Origin of the sequence: Qipengyuania aurantiaca (assembly GCF_019711375.1) — a bacterium.
In the GTDB taxonomy this organism is placed as follows: domain Bacteria; phylum Pseudomonadota; class Alphaproteobacteria; order Sphingomonadales; family Sphingomonadaceae; genus Qipengyuania; species Qipengyuania aurantiaca.
Window position 1 is genome coordinate 1,086,613 of the sequence record NZ_CP081295.1, and the last position, 22,774, is coordinate 1,109,386.

General features: G+C 64.2%; 26 protein-coding genes. 15 read left to right on the forward strand and 11 right to left on the reverse strand.

Going from position 1 to position 22,774, the window contains the following annotated elements; genetic code table 11:
- The first annotated feature begins 6 nt into the window (after positions 1 to 6).
- Together K3148_RS05330 and K3148_RS05335 are read left to right on the forward strand one after the other, a co-directional pair.
- The gene (locus K3148_RS05330) at positions 7 to 1,599 is read left to right on the forward strand and encodes an FMN-binding glutamate synthase family protein (protein ID WP_247711650.1); all 1,593 of its coding nucleotides are present in this window, start codon (positions 7 to 9) and stop codon (positions 1,597 to 1,599) included.
- Positions 1,596 to 1,994 carry a nuclear transport factor 2 family protein gene (locus K3148_RS05335; protein WP_221426274.1) on the forward strand — a complete coding sequence of 133 codons (399 nt, stop codon included), beginning with the start codon at positions 1,596 to 1,598 and terminating at the stop codon, positions 1,992 to 1,994. Before K3148_RS05330 ends, K3148_RS05335 begins: the two co-directional genes overlap by 4 nt.
- Before the next feature lie 59 nt (positions 1,995 to 2,053).
- On the opposite strand, the gene rho is transcribed toward K3148_RS05335, so the two are convergent.
- From rho to hemE, 3 genes are all read right to left on the reverse strand, one after another.
- Positions 2,054 to 3,319, reverse strand: a complete 1,266-nt coding sequence (gene rho, locus K3148_RS05340) for a transcription termination factor Rho (protein WP_221426275.1) — start codon at positions 3,317 to 3,319, stop codon at positions 2,054 to 2,056.
- A 161-nt stretch (positions 3,320 to 3,480) separates the two neighbouring features.
- Entirely contained in the window at positions 3,481 to 3,927 is a 447-nt protein-coding gene (locus K3148_RS05345; protein ID WP_221426276.1) for a CopD family protein, read from the reverse strand.
- A gap of 31 nt (positions 3,928 to 3,958) precedes the next feature.
- Positions 3,959 to 4,984, reverse strand: a complete 1,026-nt coding sequence (gene hemE / locus K3148_RS05350; RefSeq protein ID WP_221426277.1) for a uroporphyrinogen decarboxylase — start codon at positions 4,982 to 4,984, stop codon at positions 3,959 to 3,961.
- 273 nt (positions 4,985 to 5,257) lie between these two features.
- Here hemE and K3148_RS05355 point away from each other — a divergent pair, with 273 nt between their 5' ends.
- The 9 genes from K3148_RS05355 to K3148_RS05395 all read left to right on the forward strand — a co-directional run bounded on the left by K3148_RS05355 (position 5,258) and on the right by K3148_RS05395 (position 11,257).
- The gene (locus K3148_RS05355) at positions 5,258 to 6,151 is read left to right on the forward strand and encodes a pyruvate, water dikinase regulatory protein (RefSeq protein WP_221426278.1); all 894 of its coding nucleotides are present in this window, start codon (positions 5,258 to 5,260) and stop codon (positions 6,149 to 6,151) included.
- Positions 6,148 to 6,744: a Maf family protein gene (locus K3148_RS05360; protein ID WP_221426279.1), complete on the forward strand. Its 597-nt coding sequence runs from the start codon at positions 6,148 to 6,150 to the stop codon at positions 6,742 to 6,744. The genes K3148_RS05355 and K3148_RS05360 overlap by 4 nt, the downstream gene beginning before the upstream one ends.
- A complete protein-coding gene (locus K3148_RS05365) occupies positions 6,741 to 7,592 on the forward strand; it encodes a shikimate dehydrogenase family protein (RefSeq protein WP_221426280.1) in 852 nt (283 codons plus the stop codon). Before K3148_RS05360 ends, K3148_RS05365 begins: the two co-directional genes overlap by 4 nt.
- Positions 7,589 to 8,206, forward strand: a complete 618-nt coding sequence (gene coaE, locus K3148_RS05370; protein ID WP_221426281.1) for a dephospho-CoA kinase — start codon at positions 7,589 to 7,591, stop codon at positions 8,204 to 8,206. Before K3148_RS05365 ends, coaE begins: the two co-directional genes overlap by 4 nt.
- 50 nt (positions 8,207 to 8,256) lie before the next feature.
- Positions 8,257 to 8,946 (forward strand): DNA polymerase III subunit epsilon, encoded by a 690-nt coding sequence (gene dnaQ / locus K3148_RS05375; RefSeq protein ID WP_221426282.1) that lies wholly within the window; start codon positions 8,257 to 8,259, stop codon positions 8,944 to 8,946.
- A gap of 72 nt (positions 8,947 to 9,018) precedes the next feature.
- Positions 9,019 to 9,591: a ribosome hibernation-promoting factor, HPF/YfiA family gene (gene hpf, locus K3148_RS05380; protein WP_221426283.1), complete on the forward strand. Its 573-nt coding sequence runs from the start codon at positions 9,019 to 9,021 to the stop codon at positions 9,589 to 9,591.
- A 25-nt stretch (positions 9,592 to 9,616) separates the two neighbouring features.
- A complete protein-coding gene (locus K3148_RS05385; RefSeq protein WP_221426284.1) occupies positions 9,617 to 10,075 on the forward strand; it encodes a PaaI family thioesterase in 459 nt (152 codons plus the stop codon).
- Positions 10,072 to 10,413 (forward strand): DUF1491 family protein, encoded by a 342-nt coding sequence (locus tag K3148_RS05390; protein WP_221426285.1) that lies wholly within the window; start codon positions 10,072 to 10,074, stop codon positions 10,411 to 10,413. Before K3148_RS05385 ends, K3148_RS05390 begins: the two co-directional genes overlap by 4 nt.
- A 199-nt stretch (positions 10,414 to 10,612) precedes the next feature.
- Positions 10,613 to 11,257, forward strand: coding sequence for a cell wall hydrolase (locus K3148_RS05395; RefSeq protein ID WP_247711651.1), 645 nt, complete (start codon positions 10,613 to 10,615; stop codon positions 11,255 to 11,257).
- A 62-nt stretch (positions 11,258 to 11,319) separates the two neighbouring features.
- Here K3148_RS05395 and xth read toward each other — a convergent pair whose 3' ends face one another.
- From xth to K3148_RS05410, 3 genes are all read right to left on the reverse strand, one after another.
- Positions 11,320 to 12,105 (reverse strand): exodeoxyribonuclease III, encoded by a 786-nt coding sequence (gene xth / locus K3148_RS05400; protein ID WP_221426286.1) that lies wholly within the window; start codon positions 12,103 to 12,105, stop codon positions 11,320 to 11,322.
- 127 nt (positions 12,106 to 12,232) lie between these two features.
- Positions 12,233 to 12,562 carry an iron-sulfur cluster insertion protein ErpA gene (gene erpA, locus K3148_RS05405; protein WP_221426287.1) on the reverse strand — a complete coding sequence of 110 codons (330 nt, stop codon included), beginning with the start codon at positions 12,560 to 12,562 and terminating at the stop codon, positions 12,233 to 12,235.
- 31 nt (positions 12,563 to 12,593) lie between these two features.
- A complete protein-coding gene (locus K3148_RS05410) occupies positions 12,594 to 13,025 on the reverse strand; it encodes a CBS domain-containing protein (protein ID WP_221426288.1) in 432 nt (143 codons plus the stop codon).
- Positions 13,026 to 13,136: 111 nt separating this feature from the next.
- Between K3148_RS05410 and K3148_RS05415 the strand changes: the two genes are divergently transcribed.
- Entirely contained in the window at positions 13,137 to 13,436 is a 300-nt protein-coding gene (locus tag K3148_RS05415; RefSeq protein WP_221426289.1) for a hypothetical protein, read from the forward strand.
- Here K3148_RS05415 and K3148_RS05420 read toward each other — a convergent pair.
- The 5 genes from K3148_RS05420 to K3148_RS05440 form a co-directional block, all read right to left on the reverse strand.
- Positions 13,433 to 13,807: a (2Fe-2S) ferredoxin domain-containing protein gene (locus tag K3148_RS05420; RefSeq protein ID WP_221426290.1), complete on the reverse strand. Its 375-nt coding sequence runs from the start codon at positions 13,805 to 13,807 to the stop codon at positions 13,433 to 13,435. The two genes, K3148_RS05415 and K3148_RS05420, sit on opposite strands and share 4 nt — an antisense overlap.
- Positions 13,800 to 15,908, reverse strand: coding sequence for an alpha/beta hydrolase family protein (locus tag K3148_RS05425; RefSeq protein WP_221426291.1), 2,109 nt, complete (start codon positions 15,906 to 15,908; stop codon positions 13,800 to 13,802). Before K3148_RS05425 ends, K3148_RS05420 begins: the two co-directional genes overlap by 8 nt.
- A 398-nt stretch (positions 15,909 to 16,306) precedes the next feature.
- Positions 16,307 to 16,807, reverse strand: coding sequence for a DUF2497 domain-containing protein (locus K3148_RS05430; RefSeq protein WP_221426292.1), 501 nt, complete (start codon positions 16,805 to 16,807; stop codon positions 16,307 to 16,309).
- A 60-nt stretch (positions 16,808 to 16,867) separates the two neighbouring features.
- Positions 16,868 to 18,358: a TolC family outer membrane protein gene (locus K3148_RS05435; protein ID WP_247711652.1), complete on the reverse strand. Its 1,491-nt coding sequence runs from the start codon at positions 18,356 to 18,358 to the stop codon at positions 16,868 to 16,870.
- 20 nt (positions 18,359 to 18,378) lie between these two features.
- On the reverse strand, positions 18,379 to 18,972 hold the full coding sequence (locus K3148_RS05440) for a protein-L-isoaspartate O-methyltransferase family protein (RefSeq protein ID WP_221426293.1): 594 nt from the start codon (positions 18,970 to 18,972) through the stop codon (positions 18,379 to 18,381).
- Between the two features lie 185 nt (positions 18,973 to 19,157).
- On the opposite strand from K3148_RS05440, the gene K3148_RS05445 reads away from it, so the two are divergent.
- The 3 genes from K3148_RS05445 to K3148_RS05455 all read left to right on the forward strand — a co-directional run bounded on the left by K3148_RS05445 (position 19,158) and on the right by K3148_RS05455 (position 22,731).
- A complete protein-coding gene (locus K3148_RS05445) occupies positions 19,158 to 20,675 on the forward strand; it encodes a fumarate hydratase (protein WP_221426629.1) in 1,518 nt (505 codons plus the stop codon).
- A 99-nt stretch (positions 20,676 to 20,774) separates the two neighbouring features.
- Complete coding sequence (locus K3148_RS05450; protein ID WP_221426630.1) at positions 20,775 to 21,992, forward strand: sensor histidine kinase; 1,218 nt, start codon at positions 20,775 to 20,777, stop codon at positions 21,990 to 21,992.
- The gene (locus tag K3148_RS05455; protein WP_221426294.1) at positions 21,985 to 22,731 is read left to right on the forward strand and encodes a LytR/AlgR family response regulator transcription factor; all 747 of its coding nucleotides are present in this window, start codon (positions 21,985 to 21,987) and stop codon (positions 22,729 to 22,731) included. Before K3148_RS05450 ends, K3148_RS05455 begins: the two co-directional genes overlap by 8 nt.
- Positions 22,732 to 22,774: the final 43 nt, after the last annotated feature.

The following is a 22,774-nucleotide window of genomic DNA, read 5'->3' on the forward strand; positions in this document are numbered from 1 at the left end:
GCGCGCATGATCGAGCGCCTGCCCTTTCGCTATCTCGTTCCGCTCGCGCTGCTGGCCCTCGTCGCTGGCGCGTGTGCTTGGGAGCCCGCACACTGGAGCCTTTGGGTTCTTGTCCCCGCGCTCGTGCTAGCAGTATGGGATTTTTTCCAGTCCGATCATACACTTAGGCGCAACTACCCACTCCTCGCCCGCATTCGCTGGCTGATGGAAGACCTCCGGCCTTTCGCGCAGGCCTATATCGTCGAGGACGATCTCGAAGGGCGTCCCTTCAGCCATCAAGCCCGTTCGCTGGTCTATGCGCGCGCCAAGGGTGATCTCGACAAGCACCCGATGGGCACCGAACTCGACGTCTATTCGGACGAATACGAGTGGGTCGGCCACTCCATCGCACCTACCAGCGATGTCGCCGAGGAATGGCGCGTGACGGTGGGCGAAGGCAGCTGCGCCAAGCCCTATTCCTCCTCGCTGCTCAATATCTCTGCGATGAGCTTTGGTTCGCTCTCCGCCCGCGCAATCGAGGCGCTCAACATGGGCGCCAGGCTGGGCAATTTCGCGCACAATACGGGCGAAGGCTCAATCAGCCGCTACCATCGCGCTCCCGGCGGCGACCTCATCTGGGAGCTGGGCAGCGGCTATTTCGGCGCGCGGCGCGACGACGGGCGCTTCGATCCGGACAAGTTCCGCGACAATGCGGCGAGCGATCAGGTGAAAATGATCGAGCTCAAGCTGAGCCAAGGCGCGAAGCCCGGCCATGGCGGCGTGCTCCCAGGGGCAAAGGTCACCAAGGAAATCGCCGAAGCCCGCGGCGTGCCGCAGGGGCAGGACGTGAACTCCCCCGCCGCCCATCCCGAATTCGACACGCCGATCGAATTGCTGGAGTTCGTCACCCGGTTGCGCGAGCTCTCAGGAGGCAAGCCAACCGGCATCAAACTGTGTGTCGGCCAGCCGCACGAAATCTTCGCGCTCGGCAAGGCCATGTTGGAAACCGGCATGCATCCCGATTTCATCACCGTCGACGGCGCGGAAGGTGGGACCGGGGCAGCGCCGCTGGAGCTTTCCAATTCGGTCGGAATGCCGCTGCGCGAAGGGCAGATTTTCGTGCGCAACATGCTGGTGGGCACCGGGCTCAAGCATAAGGTGAAGATCGCCACTTCGGGCAAGATTCACTCGGGCGCCCAAATGGCCAAGAGCTTCGCCCTGGGCGCCGACTGGTGCAACGCCGCACGGCCCTTCATGTTTTCCTTGGGCTGCGTCCAGTCGATGAACTGCCACAAGGGCACCTGCCCCACAGGTATCGCGACGCAGGAAGAATGGCGCCAGCGCGGCCTCGTCATCGAAGACAAGGCTCCACGCGTCGCGCGTTTCCAGCGCCAGACGCTGCATTCGCTGCGCGAAATCACCATAGCCATGGGCTTGCAAACGCCGTGGGAAATGAAACCGCTCGACATGCGCGAACGCATCAACGGCGCACGCTCGGACGCTTTCGACAAAATCTACTACTTCGCCGAGGAAGGCGTCTTGCTCGACAGGCCCGAAACCACGCCGCTCGCGCGCCATTGGGAAGCGGCCCGGGCCAACAGTTTCAGGAGGGGCGGATGACCGCACACAAGGGATTGGCACGCTGGCATCAGGTTATCGAAAACGGCTCCTCACCCGCCGAACTGGCCGCAATTATCCGGGAGGACGCGCAATTCCATTCGCCCGTCGTCCATACCCCGCAAAAAGGCCGGGACCTCGTCGTCGCCTACCTCGCAGCAGCGGGCCAGACGCTCGGCAACGACAGTTTCACTTACGTCCGCGAACTGGTGGACGGCGACAACGCTTGCCTCGAATTCACGACCGAGATGGATGGCATCCACGTCAACGGCGTCGACATCATCCGCTTCGACGAGAACGGCCTGATCACTGACTTCAAGGTGATGGTGCGGCCCCTCAAAGCGGTCAACAAGGTGTGGGAGCAGATGGCCGCCATGCTGGAGCGCATGAAGGGCTGACACGAAAAGGGCCGCGCGGCAATCCGCACGGCCCCTCCTTATTTCGATCTTTGAACCGCTTACTGGTTCATCGTCGCAAAGAAGTCTTCGTTGGTCTTGGAATCCTTCATCTTGTCGAGGAGGAATTCCATCGCGTCGACCGTGCCCATCTGCATGAGGATACGGCGCAGGACCCACATCTTCGAAAGCTTGTCCTTCTCGACCAGCAGCTCTTCCTTGCGGGTGCCGGACTTGCCGACGTCGAGCGCCGGGAAGATGCGCTTGTCGGCGACCTTGCGGTCGAGGACGATTTCGCTGTTACCGGTGCCCTTGAATTCTTCGAAGATGACCTCGTCCATGCGGCTGCCGGTGTCGATCAGCGCGGTGGCGATGATAGAGAGCGAACCGCCTTCCTCGATGTTACGGGCGGCACCGAAGAAGCGCTTCGGACGCTGGAGCGCGTTGGCATCGACACCGCCGGTCAGCACCTTGCCCGAGCTGGGCACAACGGTGTTGTAAGCGCGGCCGAGGCGCGTAATCGAGTCGAGCAGGATCACGACGTCCTTCTTGTGCTCGACGAGGCGCTTGGCCTTCTCGATCACCATTTCGGCGACCTGGACGTGGCGGTTGGCCGGTTCGTCGAAGGTCGAGGAGATGACCTCGCCATTCACCGAACGCTGCATGTCGGTGACTTCCTCCGGACGCTCGTCGACGAGCAGGACCAGCAGGAAGACTTCGGGGTGGTTGTCGGTGATCGCCTTGGCGATGTTCTGCAGCAGCACCGTCTTACCGGTACGCGGCGGCGCCACGATCAAGGCGCGCTGACCCTTGCCCTGCGGCGAGATGATGTCGATCACGCGGGCCGACTTGTCCTTGACCGTCGGATCGAGCGTGTCGAGGTTGAGCTTCTCTTCCGGGTAAAGCGGCGTGAGATTGTCGAAATTGGTGCGCGTGCGCACGTTCGCCGGGTCTTCGTAATTGACCGAGGTGAGGCCGGTCAGCGCGAAATAGCGCTCGCCTTCCTTGGGCGCGCGGATCTGGCCTTCGACCGTGTCGCCGGTGCGCAGGCCCCATTTGCGGATCTGGTTGGGTGAGACGTAAATATCGTCCGGGCCGGCGAGGTAGTTCGCCTCGGGGCTGCGCAGGAAGCCGAAGCCATCCTGCAGCACCTCGATGGTGCCGATGCCCATGATTTCCTCGTTATATTCCTCATCATCCGCCAGTTCGCGCAGGATGCAGAACATCAGGTCCTGGCGGCGCATGGTGCCGGCCGCCTCGACACCCAGTTCCTCGGCCATTGCCACGAGGTCTGCGGGTGCTTTCGCTTTCAAGTCTTTGAGATGCATATAGGTTCTCGGATATTCAGAAGTGGTAATGGCCGGCAGGTCTTAGGGGCTTGGAGAAAGCGGACCTGGTCCCGTCGCGTTTCGGAGGGGACCTCTCGCCGGTCGGTAGGACGATCAGATAAATTCGCTTGGAGGCCGCGTCAATCGATTACGAGTGCCTGTCACAGGTAGCGCAGGACCACCACCGTCACCACGATCAGCGCCAGCAGCACGCCGGGAGCCTCGCCCCACATGCGTAGCTGCTTCTCGGTGAGTGGCCGTTCACCCGCCGCCATCTTCTTCGACTGGGCAACCATATAGCCGTGGAAGCCGCTCAGAAGGACGACAAGCAGCAATTTGAAGTGCAGCCACCCCTCACCCCACACCTGCAGCGTTTGAGCCAGCAGCAGGCCTAAAATCCACACTACGAGGATGCTGGGCGTGAGGATGATTTTGCGCAGCAGGCCCATGCGCTTTTCCCAGAGCGCGGATTCGGGCGATCCGGGCTCGGCCGGATGGAGGTAGATCATTTGGCGCGGAAGCATGAAGAGGCCCGCCATCCAGAAGACCATGAAGATGATGTGGCCTGCCTTGAGCCAGAGATAGGTCATCGAAAGCACATCCTGCATGCGCGCAATCTAGGGGATCGCGCAGGCAATTTCACCCCTGCCATCCCCGCACCGCGGCAATCAGGCGCTCGACATGAGCGATCGGCGTGCGCCGATCGATCCCGTGGCCGAGATTGAAGACATGCGGCCGGTCGGCAAAGGCTTCGAGGATTGTGTGAACACGCTTCTCGAGCTGGTCCGAGCCCGCCAGCAGCAACAGCGGATCCAGATTCCCCTGCACCGCCATGCCCGCAGGCAATTCGCGTGCCACCCAGGCAGGGTCGAGCGTCTCGTCCACCCCGACCGCCTTCACGCCCGTTTCGCGCGCATAGGCCGGCAGTTTCTCGCCTGCCCCCTTCGGAAAGCCGATGACCGGCGTATGGGGATGCATCTCGGCGAGCGCCGCCACGATCCGCGCGTTGGGCGCGATGACCCAGCGTTCGAACTCATCCGGAGCAAGGCTGCCCGCCCAGCTGTCGAACAGCTGCACCGCTTCGGCACCCGCCTCGATCTGGCCGGAGAGATAGGTGATCGTCTGCTCGGCAATTGTATCGATAATTGCCTGCAGCGCGCCCGGATCGCGATAGGCAAGCGCGCGCGCTTCGTGCTGGTCCCGGCTGCCCTCGCCCGCCACCATGTAGGTCGCCACGGTCCAGGGACTCCCCGCAAAGCCCAGCATCGTCACCCCTTCGGGCAGCCGCTTACGGCAGAGGCGCACGGTTTGGTAGATCGGTTCGTAGCGCGAAGGATCGCGTGTCAGGGCATCGAGCGATGAATCGACCAGCTTCGGCGAAAGCCTGGGCCCCTCGCCTGCCAGGAACTCGAGATTCTGGCCCAGCGCATGCGGCACGATCAGGATATCGGAAAACAGGATCGCGCCGTCGAAGCCGAAGCGGTCGATCGGCTGCAAGGTGATCTCGCACGCCGCCTCGCTGTCGTAGGCCATGGCGAGGAACCCGCCCTTACTCGCGCGCAGCTCGCGATATTCGGGAAGGTACCGGCCCGCTTGGCGCATGAGCCAGAGAGGGACCTGCGAGTGTCGCGTACCGTTTAGCGTGTCGAGAAGGAGACCGGGCATTCAGGAGTCCAATAATACCTAGTTATTATAAGGATTGATGGAGTCTGTTGGCCCTGTGGATATCGGGCACAAGCCGCCCCTGCCCTATTTCCGGGTCCGATGGAAGGCTTGCGTGGGCACAGGCGAATCGTGACGTGGCCTGAGTCGAGTCAATTTTGTCCCCACTGTCCCCAGCCTGCGCAAAACACGAAGCTTGCTGTGCGGGAATCACCCCCGAACAGGACTCGTAACGGGGAGGGAATTCGTCACCGAACTTGTCGCCAGACCTGTCCCGTGGTTTATCCCGAAGCTGTCCACACCCCCAAATCCGAGGCGATCATAGCCGACCGTATCCACCTCCACCTCCTGTCGGACAGCACCGGCGAAACGCTGGAAATGCTCGCAAAAGCGGCGCTTGCGCAGTTCGACGACGCCGCCGTGGTGCGCCATTTCTGGCCCATGGTGCGCTCGAAACAGCATCTCGACCGGATCGTGCCCGAACTCAAGGCCAATCCGGGCCTCGTGCTCTTCACCCTAGTCAACCAGGAAGCGCGATCGCGGCTGGAAGAGGTCTGCGCGCAGAACGGCCTGCCCGCCGTGCCGATCCTCGACCGCGTGACCGAGGCGCTGGAAAAGGCGCTGGGGCAGGAAGCGCACGGGCGACCCGGCCGCCAGCACCAGATGGACAAGGCCTATTTCGATCGGGTCGAGGCAATCCAGTTCACCATCGCGCATGACGACGGGATCGGCTGGGACAATTGGGAGCAGGCCGATATCCTGCTGGCCGGTGTGTCGCGCAGCTCGAAAACGCCGACCAGCATCTATCTCGCCAACCGCGGCTACAAGGTCGCCAACATTCCGCTGGTGGTCGAAAGCCCGCCGCCGCCCAAGCTGTTCGAGTTGAAGAACCCGATGGTCGTAGGCCTCACCACCGCGCCCGAACGGCTGGTGCAGATCCGTCGCAACCGCCTGCTGACGCTGAACGAAAAGGCCGAAACCGACTATGTCGACAACGAGCGCGTAAAGAGCGAGGTGGCCTTTGCGCGCCGGATGTTCGCCGATAACGGCTGGCCGGTGATCGACGTGACGCGCCGCTCGATCGAGGAAACCGCCGCCGCCGTGATCCGACTCTATGGCGAGCGTGCCCAGCGCCAGGATGGCGAGTTCGAGGGAGTGAAGGCGATATGAGCCCTCTTGCGGGAAGCGGCATCGTGCTCGCGTCCAATTCCGCGTCGCGCAAGGCGATGCTGGAGGCCGCCGGGGTCGCGTTCGAAGCGCGTCCTGCCGATGTCGACGAGCGCGCGCTCGAGGCGGAGATGGAAGGCGCGGAACCGGCCGAAGTGGCGCAGGCTTTGGCGGGGGCCAAGGCGGCCGCCGTTTCGGATGCGCGGATCGTGCTCGGCAGCGACTCGCTGGTCGAGGTCGATGGCCGCCGCTTCGACAAGCCCGCCAGCCGCGAACAGGCGGCCGAGCATTTGCGCTTCTTCTCGGGCAAGGTGATGACGCTTCACAGCGCCGCCGCGCTGGCGAAGGACGGCCAGATCGTCTGGGTCGGGTCCGATTTCGCGCGGCTCCGCGTGCGCGAGCTCTCCGAAGACTTCATCGCGGCCTATCTCGAGGCCGAATGGCCCGAAGTGTCCTATTGCGTCGGCGTCTTCCGGATCGAAGGCCCGGGCGTGCAATTGTTCGAAAGCATCATGGGTGATCAGTTCACCGTTCTCGGCATGCCGCTTTTGCAAGTGATTGATGCGCTGCGCAAGGAAGGCGTCCTCACCTCGTGAGCCACTATGCCGAAGTGATCGGCGATCCGATCGCCCAGTCGAAATCGCCCGCGATCCACGGCTTCTGGATCGAAAAGCTGGGGCTCGACGCGGGCTACCGCGCGCATCACGTCACAGCGGAAGACCTTCCCGCCTATATCGCCGCGCGGCGCGAGGATGCAGACTGGCGCGGCTGCAATGTCACCATGCCGCACAAACAGGCGGTGCTGCCGCTGGTCGACCGTCTCGAGCCGCTGGCGAAGCGCGTGGGCGCGGTGAACACTATCCACCGGGCGAAAGACGGCGCGCTCGTCGGGCGAAACACCGACGTGGCCGGTTTTCTCGAGCCCTTGCGCGAACGGCTGAGGCAGCAGCATTATTTCCGCATGGCACGCGTGCTTGGCACCGGCGGTGCGGCGCGCGCGATCGTCGCAGGGCTTGCGAACGAGGGTTTCACGCTGGTGGTCGCCGGGCGCGATCCTGCGAAGGCGCAGGCGCTGCTCGACGAACTGGCACCCGGAGAGCACCACACCGCCCCGCTCACGCATTTCGCCAAGGCCACCGATTTCGCCTTCGACGACCGCGAGGGCTGCTGCGACCTCGTGATCAACGCCAGCCCGCTTGGTATGCGCGGCCAACCCCCGCTCGCCTTCGACTGGAGCCACGCCCCGCCCGGCTCGCTCGCCTACGATATCGTCACCGATCCGGTGGAGACCGATTTCCTCATGGCCGCCCAAAAAGCCGGTTTCGAGACCGTCGACGGCCTCGCCATGCTCATCGGGCAGGCGGCTGCGGCCTTCACCCATTTCTTCGGCAAAGAACCCCCGCGCGAGCATGATGCCGAGCTGCGCGCGAGGCTCGCCGCATGACCAAACCGCTGATCATCGGCCTCACCGGCTCCATCGGCATGGGCAAGTCGACCGTGGCCTCCATGTTCGAAGCAGCGGGCGTGCCCGTCTTCGATGCCGACGCCGAGGTGCGCGCCATGCAGGGTCCAGGCGGCGAACTCGTGGCCCGGATCGAGGCGGAATTTCCCGGCAGCAGTGACGAGACCGGCGTGCTGCGCGAAAAGCTCGGCGCGCAGGTGTTCGGCGATCCGGAGGCCCTCGCCCGGCTCGAAGCCATCGTCCATCCCGCCGTCGGCCGGAAGCGCGAGGCTTTCCTGATCGAGCATTTCGGTGCGCCCTTCGTCGTCTTCGACATCCCGCTCCTGTTCGAGAAAGGCGGCCACGCCCTGGTCGACCGCATCGTGGTCGTCTCGGCACCGGCCGAAGTGCAGCGCGCCCGTGTGCTGGCGCGGCCCGGCATGACGCCGGAGAAATTCGCTCATATCCTCGAGTTGCAGACACCCGACGCCGAGAAGCGCGAACGCGCGACCTATATCATCGATACGGGACAATCGCTGGCCGAAACCGAGGACGAAGTGCTGGCGCTTATCGCCACACTCCGAAGCGAACGCACGGACGGCGCAGGCCAGAAATAGGGACTGTAACCCCCTTGTAATCTGCGCGCACGAGTCCGATAGGTTAGCTAATGCGTGAAATCGTCTTCGATACCGAAACCACCGGCTTGGACCCCAAGACAGGGGATCGGATGGTGGAAATCGGCTGCGTCGAGATGGTCAATCTCGTGCCCACGGGAAACACCTTCCACGCCTATTACAATCCCGAGCGTGACATGCCCGCCGGCGCCGAAGCGGTGCACGGCCTGTCTGCCGCTTTCCTGTCCGACAAGCCGCTGTTCCGCGATACCGCGCACGAATTGCTGGACTTTATCGGCGACGCGCCGCTGATCGCGCATAACGCGGGCTTCGACTTCGGCTTCCTCAACGCTGAACTGGCTCTGTGCGAGCGTGAGGCGGTTTGCATGAGCCGCATGATCGACACGGTTGCCCTGGCGAAGAAGCGTCATCCCGGCGCGAAGCTCTCGCTCGACGCACTTTGCACGCGCTACGGAATCGATCGCAGCCACCGCGTGAAGCACGGCGCGCTGCTCGATGCCGAATTGCTCGCGCAGGTCTATGTCGAACTGAAGGGCGGCCGCCAGATTGGTCTCGAACTCGCGGCCGAAACCGCAGCTGTCGAAGTTACGCAGGAAGCCGTCGCCGTGCGCAAGGCGCCCGAAGGGCCACGCCGCGAACCGCGGCCGCACGCGCCCAGCGCCGAAGAGCTGGCGCGGCACAGGGAATTCATGGCCGGGATCGAAAACCCCCTTTGGGGGTAAGTCCCAGGCCCGAAGACCGGCGGACGGGGCCGGGTGGATCGTTCGGGGCGCGACAATAAGGAGAAAGACTCTATGGATATCCGTGTTTCGGGCCACCAGATCGACACCGGCGCAGCCTTGCAGACCCATGTCGAAGACCGAATGCAGGGCATTGTCGAAAAGTACTTCAACCGCGCGATCTCCAGCCACGTGACCTTCGGCAAGGCCGCGGGCGGCGCCTATTCCTCCGATATCGTCGCGCATGTGATGCAGGGCCTCATCCTGAAGGGCCATGCCGAGGCGCACGACGTCCACCAGGCCTTCGACGCGGCGGCCGCAAAGATCGAAAAGCAGCTGCGCCGCTACAAGCGCCGGATCAAGGACCGCCACGAACAGGCCGACCACGCGATGCGCGAACAGGAAGCGGCCTATACGATTTTCGCCGCTCCCGATTCCGACACCGAGGCCGAGGTCGAGCATGACAGCCCTCCGGTCATCGCCGAAACCAGCGCGCTCATTCCCGAATGCTCGGTTGCCGACGCGGTGATGTTGCTCGACTTGCAGAACGCCAGCGCGCTGTTCTTCAAGAACGGCGCGACCGAAGCGCACAACATGGTCTATCGCCGTGCCGACGGATCGATCGGCTGGGTCGAGCCGCGCGGCTGAAACGGCAGATCCAAGAGGCATTGCAGTGAACGGGGCGGCAAGCAGCGGGGCTGGGCACCATTTTCGTGCGCTCGAGACCCTATACGCCTCCGCCCCGGTCAACGCGCTGTTCGATTCGGCGCTCGAAGTGACCGGTGAAGGCGCAGCGCGGATCACCTTCGAAGTAACCGAAAGCGTCTTCCACGCCGCCGGTGCCGCGCACGGCACGATCTACTTCAAGATGCTCGACGATGCCGCCTTCTATGCCGCCAACACGCTGGTCACCGACCGTTTCCTCCTCACCACCAGCTTCAACCTCCATTTCACCAAGCCGGTGCGCGAGGGCAAGGTGGTGGCCGAGGGGCGCTGGGTGAGCGGACGCCGCCGCGTCTTTGTCGCCGAATCGCGGCTGGTCGATGCCGAGGGCGAGGAAATCGGCCGCGGGACCGGTACTTTCATGAAATCGCGAATCCCGCTCTCCAGCCTCGATGGCTACACGGGATGAGCGAGGACGCACGGCTGCCCGCCCACCTCGAAGTCGCCGGCCTGATCAAGCTCGCCCAAGGTCTCGGCGGCTTCGGAATGGTTCTGCAAAAGGGTGAATACGATGCCGGGACCATCGTTATATTAACCATGCATAGTGGCAATAATGCACGCCTGTGGGAGCGTATGCCGCAGATGGACGGGTCCCGCCGCTTCACCTGCACGCGTGAGCAGGACACTGAAAATCCACGAGAATTTGACGAATATGTCGCCAAAAGGCAACGTCAAGATCCAGACTGCTGGTTCGTCGAGCTCGACGGTCCCGAAGTGGAACGGCTGGTAGATTCATCCCCTCGTTAACTTGACGCAGTTTCAAATGAGACTATTTGGGGCCGCAGCTTCGATGCGCAGGCGGTCCGATTGGCAATGGGGTCGATGGACTAGCACGCAGACGGGGAGCAAGCGGCAGGCCCGCTAACGGAACCAGACTTTCAGACGCAAGCAACGCGCACCGGTTCCCAGCCTGCGACAGCTACTCACCGCCCAGATAAGCGGAACTATGCGAAAGTCTGTTCTCGGTTTTGCGGCAGCCGCCGCAACCATGATTGCAACGTTTGCCGGTGCGGAAGAAACCGGCGCACAGGTCGCCCAGGCGACCGAAACCGAGGCCACCAAGCCGACTGCCGAACTCACTCAAGAGGTGGTTCCGGTCTTCGTCAGCGAAGAAGTGGTCCAGGAGCTTCCCGAGGAAGCACCCCAGGAATTCAACGGAAACCTGCCCCAGGCCGATAGCCTGCGCGACCTTGTCGCTGCGATGCCGGCTGCGGGCGAGCTTTCCGACGAGATGCGCTGCCTCGCCGGCGCCGTGTACTTCGAATCGCGCGGCGAGCCGCTGGCCGGCCAGCTGGCCGTGGCGCAGGTCGTGATCAACCGCTCGGAATCGAGCCGTTTCCCCGAAAGCTATTGCGGCGTCGTCTACCAGCGCGCCCAGTTCAGCTTCGTGCGCGGCGGTTCCATGCCCCGTATCAAGACCGGTTCGGACGCGTGGAAGCGCGCCACCGCGATTGCCCGCATCGCCCATCAGGGCCTGTGGGATAGCGAGGCGCAGGATTCGCTCTATTTCCACGCCACCTACGTGAAGCCGCGCTGGGCGTCGCGCAAAACGCGCCGCGCCGCGATCAAGACGCACATCTTCTATCGCTGATTAGCGGATAGTGAAGAAACACGAGGGGCCGTCGCCAGCGTGCGGCGGCCCTTTTCGCGTGCTCAGTCGCGCAGTTCGACCCAGACGGGCGTGTGGTCGCTCGATTTCTCCCGGCCCCGATATTCCTTGTCGACACCTGCGGCGACCATACGGTCGGCGGTTTCGGGCGAAAGGAGCAGGTGGTCGATGCGGAAACCGTGGTCGCGCTGCCAGGCGCCGGCCTGGTAATCCCAATAGGTCCACACCCCGCCGCGCGGGTTCAACGTGTCGATTGCGTCGGTCCAGCCGTCGGCGAGAAAGCGCCTGTAGGCGTCGCGGCATTCGGGCTGCATCAAAGCATCGCTGGCCATGGCCTTGGGCGACCAGACGTCCTTGTTTTCAGGAATGACGTTGAAATCGCCTAGCACGACGGCGGGCACTTCCTCGGCCCAGATCTGCGCCATGCGCGCGCGCAGTTTCTCCATCCAGGCGAGCTTGTAGTCGAACTTGGGCCCCGGGTGCGGGTTGCCGTTCGGCAGATAAAGGTTGCAGATCCGCACTCCGTTCACCTCGGCTTCGAGATAGCGCGCTTGTTCGCCCTCGCCTTCCTTGGGCCCGTCGATGCTCAGGCCGCGCTGGATTTCGACCGGCTTGGTCCCGTCGGCTAGGATCGCGACGCCGTTGAAGCTCTTCTGCCCGTGCCAGATGGCGTGGTACCCGATCTTCTCGAATTCTTCCGCCGGGAAGCCCTCGTCCATCGTCTTGATTTCCTGCAGGCAGGCGACGGTGGGACGGGTTTCCTCAAGCCATTCGAGGAGGCGCGGCAGGCGCGCCTTGATACCGTTGATGTTGAAAGTGGCGATTTTCATACACGGAGCTTTATGGCGTCTGACCGGACATGGCTAGCGCCACGTCCTGCGCCCGGTTCCGGGGGAGTGGGCTGGTGCCGTAAGGACGGGACGGAGGTCCCGGCCGCACCTGAACGCTAACTCTAATCTAAATCCCGAAGCTCGATCCGCAGCCGCAACCGGCCGCCGCATTGGGATTTTCGACGCGGAACGCCGCGCCGCCAAGCGATTCGACGAAATCGACCGTGCTGCCTGCGACAAGGTCGAGGCTGACCGCATCGACGACAAGCTTCACCCCATCGGTATCGCTCACCGAATCGTCCTCTTCCGGCCCTTCGGCGAGGTCGAACTTGTACTGGAAGCCCGAGCAGCCCCCACCCTCCACCGAAAGGCGCAGGATCGCGGGTTTCGCCTGCTTCTCGGCGATGGCGGCAACGCGCTTGGCGGCGGCTGGGGTCAGGGTGAGCATTTCGGCCATGCAGGCGATGTAGGGAGCGCGGGGCCTGCCCTCAAGCGGTCTGGATATATTCGCGCATCGCTTCGGCTTCGTGCTGAATCTCGTCGAGCCGCGCTTTCACGAGGTCCCCGATCGAGATGAAGCCACACATGGTCTCGCCGTCGACCACGGGAAGATGGCGGATCCGGCGCTTGGTCATGAGCGAGAGCGCATCGAGGATCGGGGTATCGCGCGTGGTTGTAATGGCGGGCGAGGTCATAACCTCCCCGATGGGGCGCGTCAGGCAACTCTCACCCTCGTGGGCCAGCCGGTAGATCACGTCGCGTTCGGAGAAGATCCCGGCGACCTTGCCTTCCGACATCACCGGAAGCGCACCGATCCGCTTGGAGGCGAGCAGCGCGATGGCTGTGCCTACGGACTGGTCGACGGTGACCGAGATAATGTCCGAACTGCTGCGGGTTTCGGTAAGGGTCGCGATGTTCATGCATGCCTCCACGCTGCCAATGCGCGCGAGAATGCCATTTTTCCGGCCAAATGGCGAATCGCAGAGCGGTGCGACGTTGCAAGCCGCTGGCATGGGGGCCATGGGGGGGCGATGGTTGGTAAATCCCCTCTCGACGATCCCGAAGCGGCCGCCTTCGCCTGGGCGCGTTACCGACGGATCATGCGCTTCATGTTCCTCGTCACGCTCGGGCTCGTGGCGATAGCCATGGCGCTGCTCTACAAGTTCGGCGGCGAGGTTTCGGTCCATTTCTACATCGCCACCGCGCTCGGCGTCGGCTTCGTGATGCTGCTGGCGAGCGCGCTCATGGGGCTGGTTTTCCTGTCGTCCGGCACAGGGCACGACGAATCGGTCGACAACACCCTGCCCGACAACCGGATCGACGAAGACTAGGCGTCTTCGGCGCTGCACAGCCGGTATTCCTCCACCGGAACACCGCCGATCAAATGGCGCTGGATGATCGCCTCGAGCACTTCCTCGGTGCAGGAGTGGTACCAGACGTTCTCCGGCCAGACGACCGCGATGGGGCCGTGCGCGCAGATCTGCAGGCAATCGGCCTTGGTCCGCTGGACCACGCCGCCCCGCCCGACGAGATCGAGCTCCTTCAGGCGCTTCTTGAGGTAATTCCACGCGGCTTTCCCGTCCTCGCGTGAGCAGCATTTTTGCTTCTCGCTGACCGCGCAGAGGAAAATTTGCCTTTGCGCGGTCTCGCCGCCGATCTTGCCGAGTGCCGCCTGCGCCTTGGCGAGGCCCTTCTTACTCATCCGGCTTCAGCCAGCGGTCGAGCCAGGCAAAGACCGTGTTGTGCCACTGGAGCGAGTTCTTTGCGCCCAGCACCCAATGGTTTTCTTCCGGGAAGACCAGCAGTTGCCCCGGCACGCCCTGTTCCTGCAGCGCGGTGAAGCTGGCGAGACCCTGCGTATAGGGCACGCGGAAATCCTTCTCGCCCGCGACCACCAGCATCGGCGTCTTCCAGTTTTCGACGTAGTTCACCGGGTTCCAGCGCTCGTAGTTTTCCGGGTTCTCGGCGTAGCTTCCACCAAAGTCCCACTTGGGAAACCACAGTTCCTCGGTCGTATAATAGAAGCTGCGCATGTCGAAGAGGCCGTCGTGCTGGACGAGGCAGTCGAACCGGTCGGGCCAGTTGCCAGCAATCCAGTTCATCATATAACCGCCATAGCTTGCCCCCATGGCGCAGGCGCGGCTGCCGTCGATCTGCTCGTCACGCTCGAGCGCGGCGGCGAGGCCCAGTTTCAGGTCTTCCAGAGGCTTGCCGCCCCAGTCGCCGTTGATGCTGTCGGTGAAGGCCTGCCCGTATCCGGTGCTGCCGTGGAAATCGACCGAGATGACGGCATAGCCCTGGCTTGCGACGACGCGCGGGTTCCAGCGGCTCGACCAGCCATCGTTGAACGAGCCCTGCGGTCCGCCATGGACATAGAGGATTGCGGGCATGGGGCCCTCGTGCCCTTCCAGTTTGGTGATCTGGCCCCAGACCGTGTCGCCGTTCGCGCCAGCAAAGCTGAAGCGCTCGACCACGACGGGGGCGAACTGGCCGATGGTGGGCGTGGCGACCTGTGTCAGTGGTTCTGCCATGCCCCAGTTCTTCGAAAGGAACAGTTCGGCAGGCGCGCCGATCGAATCGCGCGTGAAGAGGATATCGCCGGAGGACAGCGGGGTGATGTTGCCGAGATGCGCCTCGTTTCCGGCCATGAGGTCGAGCTTATCGACCGCGCCGCTGCGTGGATCGATGCGGAAAGCAGGGGTGTCGAGCACGTCCTGCGCCGCGGCGACCAGCCAGCGCGAATCCGGCGTCCATGCGAGACTGCCGAAGCTGCGGTCGAAATCCTCCGTCAGCGCGGTGGTCACCCCGCTCTTGAGGTCGCGCAGCATGACCACCTGCCGGTCCGCCTCGTAGCCCGGGCGCGCCATGGCGACATAGGCGAGAAACTGGCCATCGGGCGACGGCGTCGGCAGCATGTCCAGCGCTTCGTTGGCCGCCGTGAGATTGGTCGGCGCAGAACCGGAGAGGTCGCTCCACCAGATGTCGAAATTGACGGTGTGCGGCTCGTCGGCCCCTGCCTCACGCGCGGCGAAGTAGATGCCGGACCCGTCGGGCGCGAAGGCGATGTCCTCGCCGCCGCCGAAGGGCGCGCTCGGCGTGTCGCCACTGGGGCCGCCAGCGCCCATCGGGCCGTCGACCGGCATGCCGGTGCCGGTAGCGACGCCGTTTTCGAGCGGGAAGGCGAAGACTCGGCTGTAGGTGCCCGGTGTTTCCCAAGCGTCCCAATGGCGGAAGAAGCCGTCTTCCGCGTTGTAGAGCCGCCCGTCGCCGGGCCCGGGCGCGTAGGCTTTGGCGCTGTCGTCGCAGTCGATCGCAGTGCAGCTGCGGGCGATGTCGGTCCAGATCGCGATACGGTCGCCCGCATCGGCGACGTGGAACCCGTTCACGCCGCGCGCAATGTCGGTCACCTGGCTGGCGCCGGTCACGCTGCCGTTTGCGCCGATCCGAGCGCGCCAGACCTGCGTGCTGTCGCTGTCGGCGTCGCTGGCGAGGTAATAGAGCCAGCCGTCGCCGCCGAAGGTGGCGCCGCTACCCTTGAGATCGAGTGTGACGGGCTTGGCGTCGGTATCGGCGAGCGAGCGAAGGTAAAGCTGGCTCGAGCGCGCGTAACTCTCGCTATCCGTCGTGGTGACCGAATAGACGGCCACAGTGCCGTCGGGAGAGACCGTGGGGCTGCCCAGGCGCGGCATCGTCACCAGGTCTTCCGCCTGCATGGGCTCGCGCGCCTCCTGCGCGGCGAGCGGGGTGGCGAGAAGCGCAAAGGCGCTGGCGAGCGGGGCGGCGACCCGGATGCGTGTTGTCATGGCTGCGCGGTGTAGCGCGGCCATTGAGCGATGGGTAGTGCTTTAGCGGGCCGCGTTGAGTCGGCTCAGCCAAATCGCCCTGTCCCGCTGGTCCGCAGACCGATTGTGGGCAACGCGTTCGAAAACGACATGCCATTCTGCATCGCTCAGGCAAACGCTCTTGGGAGCGTCCTTCGCGCTGGATGTATCAAGGCATTTGACGTCCGCGGGAGCCTCCGCAGAAATAGCGCGCTGGGCTGCATCGGAAACGAAGGTGGCTGGATCTCGGAGTAACGGATCATCGGCCGCGGCCGGGGTCAACACTACTGCGGCGGTCAAGAGCGCAAGCATAACCTTCTCCCCTTATGAACCAAGCCAATCAGCCGCCGCCGCGCTGAACGGGAGATGAATTTGCGCCTTTAGCGCTTCTTGCCGGCGATGCGGGCGATTTCGGCTTTCACCAGCTCTTCGACCATAGGGGGAAGATTGTCGTCGAGCCACTTGGCCAGCATCGGACGGAGCATTTCGCGCACCAGCCCTTCGAGCGAGGTTTCGCCCTGCCGCACGATCTGCGGCTGCTTGCCGGGCTTGGCGAGCATGGTGAGCGCGGCGAAGTTCTGCTGCATCGCGCTGCGCGTGGCGTCGGCGATCAGGCCGGCCTCCTCGGCCTCATCCTCACCGGGTTCTTCACCATAGACGGCGTCGAGGTCGGCATCGTCTTCGAGGATGAGCTCTTCGCCCAGCCCTGCGCCCAGTTCGAGCACGTCTTCGGCTTCCTCGGCATCGACCGGATCGGCCCCGCCGGCCACGAGGCCGCGGCGACGCAGCGGCATGGCCGCGCGGGTTTCGGTGTCGCGCGCGATCACTTTCTTGATCGAATCGAGGATCTCTTCGACCGACGGTTCGCCGTGATTCTGCATTGCGCGCTGTGTCCCTTGCTCAAACCCTGTCCGATCCCGATTCGGGACCGTGAGGCGATGCTAGTTGCTAACCGGCTCGTCGGCAATCTCGGGAATGTCCGCCGTCTGTGCCGGGATGGTCGCGGTCGAGGTGCTGGTGGCTTCGGGCGCGGGATCGCGGTCCCAGTCCCAGATCTGGCCGCTGACGCGCTCGTAATTGGTGAGCGGATCGTAGAGGACGCCCTCGTCGCCCAGCCCCAGATCGCGCGCTTCGGCGCGGCCCATGGCGGCAAGCAGCGAGAAACCTGCGACATAGGCGTTGCGCCGCGCGGTTACGAGCTGGACACGGCTCTGCAGCAGCTCCTGCTCGGCGTTGAGCACGTCGAGAATGGTGCGGTTGCCGATCGAGTTTTCCGCCCGCACGCCTTCGAGGCTGAGTGCGGCGGCGTCGACCGCCGATTGCGAGCTTTCGATGATGGCGAGGCTGGCCTGCCAGCTTGAATAGGCGGCGCGGACCTGCGCGATGACGTCGCGTTCGGCGGCGATCACCTGCTCGAGCGCGGCAGTGGCGCGTGCGGTCGCCTGGCGTTGCAGCGCAGCCGGGCGGCCGCCTTGGAACAGCGGGACGCGCAGCGAAACTCCGGCAGTGGCCGCAGTGGCGGTCTGGGTGCTCGGAATAAGCGGGCTGTCGGGGTCGGTCGGATCAAGCGGACCGTCGGCGACGCTGCCGAGGTAATTGTCGTAGTCATAGCCCGCGAAGACCGAGATGCGCGGCAGGCGGCTCGAACCGGCGACTTCGATATCGTAGCCTGCCGCGGCTGCGCGTTCGCGGGCGGCGATGAGGTCGGGGTTGCTTTCGAGCGCGATATCGACGGCGGTTTCGACGCTCGCCGGGAGGCCCGGAAGCGGCGGGGGTGCCTGGAGATCGGTGGGCGCTTCGCCGACAAGCGCGATGTAATCCTCGCGCGCGGCGATCAGATTGGCCTGGGCGCTGCGCAAATCGCCCTGCGCGATCGCGAGGCGCGCCTGGGATTGCGCCACGTCGGTGCGGGTAAGATCGCCGATCTCGAAGCGGTCGCTCGTTGCCTGCACGTTGACGCCCAGCACATCGACCTGGTTGGCCGACAGCGCGACCAGCGCCTGTCCACGCAGCACGTCCATGTAAGCGGCGACAACGCGGGTGAAGATCGCGCTTTCGGTGCCGCGCAGGTCGGCGCGACCGGCCTCGACGCGTTCCTTGGCGGCGCGGATCGAGTTTTTGACCGCCCCGCCCGAATAGATCGGCACACCGAGGTCGACCCCGGCGGTCAGCGCGCGGTCGGGAGTGAAGAAGCTGGTCGAACGCTGCTTGATGAATTCGGTCACCGCGGCGGTGCCTTCTACGGAAGGAAGGCCGGCGGCGCGTTCGATCTGGACGTTCTCGTCGGTGGCGCGCTGCCCGGCGCGTGCCGCTTCGAGTGTGGGGTTATTGATATAGGCCTGCGTCAGCGCTTCCTGCAGCGTGTCCGCCTGCGCGGGACTTGCCGCGAGCGCGAGCGCGCATACGCTGCCCGACAGTGCCAGATTCTTCACGACCCCTCCCCTCATCATACTCAGAAGCTCCAGCTCTCCGGCTTGTCGAACGCACCCATGCGCGGCACGCCCATTTCGGCGAGCGGCAGCAGCGCGAGCGCCTTGCCCGACTTGCGGCCCGTGGCGAGGCGGGTGACGCCGCGCTCCACGAGGCCAGTGACGATCCGGCCGCCTTCAGCAACCAGCTTGGCCATACTGGCCGGAACATGCTCGATCGCGCCGTCCACCAGCACGAGCGAGTAATCGCCCTTCTTGGCCGATAGGGCCTCGGTGGCAGAAATGGTCTTCACCGAGGCAACCAGCGGCTCGACCAGCGCGGTGAGGTAGCCGCTGCCGCCGCCGACCACGAGGACCGTGTCTTCCGCGGTCGGGCGCGCTTCGGCCAGCATGGCACCATGGAACAGCGGCGCGGGCAGCGAACCGCCGCCTTCGAGACGGATCGCGCGGTCCATATAGGCCGTGCCCTTCGCCGCCTCGGGCACGAAATCCTCGCGCGCCACCGCGCCCATGCGTTCGAGCACGAAGGGTTCGTTGACGCCGCTGGTGCGCAGCTGGCTATCGATCATCGCCTTGCGGGCGACGGCATAATCGGGGCGGGTCTTGGTCGTCTGCATAAGAAATCCGAATGCTGTATTACATTGATAACACGGCTTGGCAAGCCCCGTGGTCTGGAGGCGCGCCAATCGCCGGTTGCCTTAGGCGCAAGACCTCTTGTGTCCAAGCGCTTTGACCGATGGCGGCAAACGCGCCTATCGGGGAGCGCAAATCTGCAACATGGGAATTGGCAGCGATGAGCGACATGGTGGTCATCAAGGAAGAAGACCTTATCGAGAGCGTGAAGGACGCGCTCCAGTATATCTCCTACTACCATCCGATGGATTACATCCGCGCGCTGGGCAAAGCCTATGAAGCGGAAAAAGGGCCCGCGGCAAAGGACGCGATCGCGCAGATTCTGACCAACAGCCGCATGTGCGCGGAAGGCCATCGCCCGATCTGCCAGGATACGGGCATCGTCAACGTCTTCGTCAAATGGGGCATGAACTGTCGCCTCGACACTACCCGCAGCCTGCAGGAAGTCGTCGATGAAGGCGTGCGCCAGGCCTACAACCATCCCGACAACAAGCTGCGCGCCTCGATCCTTGCCGACCCGGCCTTCACGCGCCGCAACACGCGCGACAACACGCCGAGCGTGCTCTCGGTCGAGATGGTGCCGGGCGACACGATCGACGTCGACGTCGCGGCCAAGGGCGGCGGCAGCGAGAACAAGTCCAAGTTCAAGATGATGAATCCCAGCGACAATATCGTCGACTGGGTGGTCGAGCAGTTGCCCGCGATGGGCGCGGGCTGGTGTCCGCCGGGGATGCTCGGCATCGGCATCGGCGGCACGGCGGAGCATTGCATGAAGCTCGCAAAGCTCAGCCTCATGGACCCGATCGACATGGGCCAGCTGAAAGAGCGCGGCGCCCAGACCGACATCGAGCAGCTGCGGATCGACATTTTCGACGCGGTGAACGCTCAAGGCATCGGCGCGCAGGGGCTGGGCGGCCTCTCCACAGTGCTCGACGTCAAGATCCTCGATGCGCCCTGCCATGCAGCAGGCAAGCCGGTCGCGATGATCCCCAATTGCGCCGCCACGCGCCACGCGCATTTCACGCTCGATGGGTCGGGCCCCGCCTATCTGGACCCGCCCAATATCGACGAATATCCCGATGTCACCTGGCAGCCCGATGCGGCGGCCAAGCGCGTCGACCTCGACAATCTCACGCCCGAAGAGGTCGCCAGCTGGGAGCATGGCGACCGCCTGCTGCTCTCAGGCAAGATGCTCACCGGGCGCGATGCGGCGCACAAGCGTATCCACGACATGCTCGATAAGGGCGAGGAGCTGCCGGTCGAGTTCAAGGGCCGCGCCATCTACTATGTCGGGCCGGTGGATCCGGTGATGGGCGAGGTCGTCGGCCCCGCCGGCCCGACCACCGCCACACGCATGGACAAGTTCACCGAGATGATGCTCGACCTCGGCCTGCTCGCCATGATCGGCAAGGCCGAGCGCGGGCACGACGCCGTGGAAGTGATCAGCCGCTTCAAGGTTGCCTATCTCATGGCAACGGGCGGCGCGGCCTATCTCGTCAGCCGGGCGATCAAGGGGGCCAAAGTGGTCGCCTTCGAGGACTTAAGCATGGAAGCAATCTACGAATTCCAAGTGCAGGACATGCCGGTGACCGTCGCAGTCGACGCGGCCGGCAACAATGTCCACACGCTGGCGCCCGCCAAATGGCGCGAAAAGATCGCGAAAGGCGAAGTCGAACCCGCCGAATAGCATACCCGCTCGACCAACGGTCCAGCGCCGTCGATGGCGGCGCTGGCTTTTGGCGCCTGGGCGAGGCAAAAAACACCTGTTTTGAACAGTGAACCCCAGATGAATGCGGAGAACCCGCGCGTACCGGCCAAGGTCGTCCTTTTTTCGATTCTTGGACTTTGGGCGGCCTATTTCCTGCTGATCACCGCGCGCGGTGCCGTGGTCGGCCTCGAATTGCAGGACGAACTCCTTTGGCGCCGGGTTATTGTGAGCCTCGCCGGTTGCGGCGTCACCGTCCTGCTGTGGCTCTTCCTGCGCTTTTTCGACGAACGTAGCCTTGCGCTGAAGGTCGGCGTGGCGATCGTCGCGGCCATCCCGGCCTCGCTGGCCATTGCCCAGATCAACACCATGGTCTTCGCCCCGATCGAAGACCAGGTCCGCCAGAAGATCGGCGAGCAGCGCGGCCTCAACATTCGCCGCGACGAATCGGGCAATCTGTTGCTGGATATTCCCGGCGAGGCGACCGGCACCGATGCGGCTGGGGGCGAGAGCGAAGGCGCTCCTGCCGCCGCCTCGATCGTCATCGAACCGGCCCCGACCGCAGCGGATTACTGGCGCCGCCTGACCGACCTCGCGCTCAGCCGCTATTTCCTCCTTCTCGCCTGGGCAGCGCTCTACCTTGCCATCGTGGCAGGCGCCCGCGCGCGTGCGGCCGAGCGACGCGGCGAACGCTTTCGCAGCGCGGCCAAGGCGGCGGAGCTGCGCAGCTTGCGCTACCAGGTGAACCCGCATTTCCTTTTCAACACACTCAACTCGCTGTCCGCGCTGGTAATGACCGGCAAGGAAGAGCGCGCCGAGCAGATGATCCAGTCCATCTCGCGCTTCTACCGCCATTCGCTCGCCGACGACTCGACCGGCGATGTGAGCCTCGACGACGAAATCGACCTGCAAGAACACTATCTCGAAATTGAAGCGGTCCGCTTCCCCGAACGCCTCAAGGTCCACGTCGACCTGCCGCGCGAACTCGGACAGCTGAAGGTGCCGGGCATGATCCTCCAGCCGCTGGTCGAGAACTCGGTCAAATACGGCGTCTCTGCGAGCAACCGTCCAGTCACGATCAGCATCGTGGCGCGCGAGGAATACGGACGGCTGGTGCTGCGCGTCAGCGACGACGGGCCGGGGCTCCCCTCCGGACACACCGGTGGGTTCGGCATCGGCCTTGCCAATGTCCGCGACCGGCTCGAAGCCCGCTTCGGGCGCGAGGCCAGCATTACCTCCGGCCCGATGATGGGCGGATACGAAACCGAACTCAGGCTACCGATGGTGAGACATGGCTGACGAAACCACCTCGAAGCTGCGCACGCTGATCGTTGACGACGAACCGTTGGCCGTCGAACGCATGCAGGTCATCTGCGCCAAGATGGACGATCTCAACGTGGTGGGCACGGCGAGCGACGGCGCGCAGGCGCTGCGGCTGATCGAAGCGCTCGGGCCGGACCTCATCCTTCTCGACATGACTATGCCCGAAGTCGATGGTTTGTCGGTTGCCAAGGCGCTCGTGAAGAACGCCGAGCGGCCAGCCGTCGTCTTCGTCACCGCGCATGACAATTACGCGGTCGAAGCCTTCGATCTCGACGCGGTCGATTATGTTCTCAAGCCCGTCAAACCCGAACGTCTAGCACGCGCCATCCAGCGCGCCCTGGAGCGTCGGGGTGCAACCGGCAGTGCAGCCAGCAATTGGCTGGAGGAGTTGTGGATCCCGCACCGCAGCGAGCTAATCCGCATCGACACGGAAGAGGTTTCCCGTATCGACGCCGAGCGCGACTATGTGCGGCTCCATGTCGAGGACCGCAGTTACCTGCTGCTGCAGACGATTGCAGGTCTTGAAAAGCGGCTCGATCCCGCCAAATTCATCCGAATTCATCGCTCCACCATCCTGCGCAAGGATCGCATCAAGGGCCTGAGACACGACGGCCTCGGCGTATGGTCGGCGGAGATGGAGGATGGGGAAGCGCTGCGCATCGGGCGAACCTACCTGCCCAAGGTCAAGGCGATGGCCGGTCGCGGAAAAGCGTGAGCGCAAAAGAAAACGCCCCGGCCGGGGGACTGCAGTCCGGCCG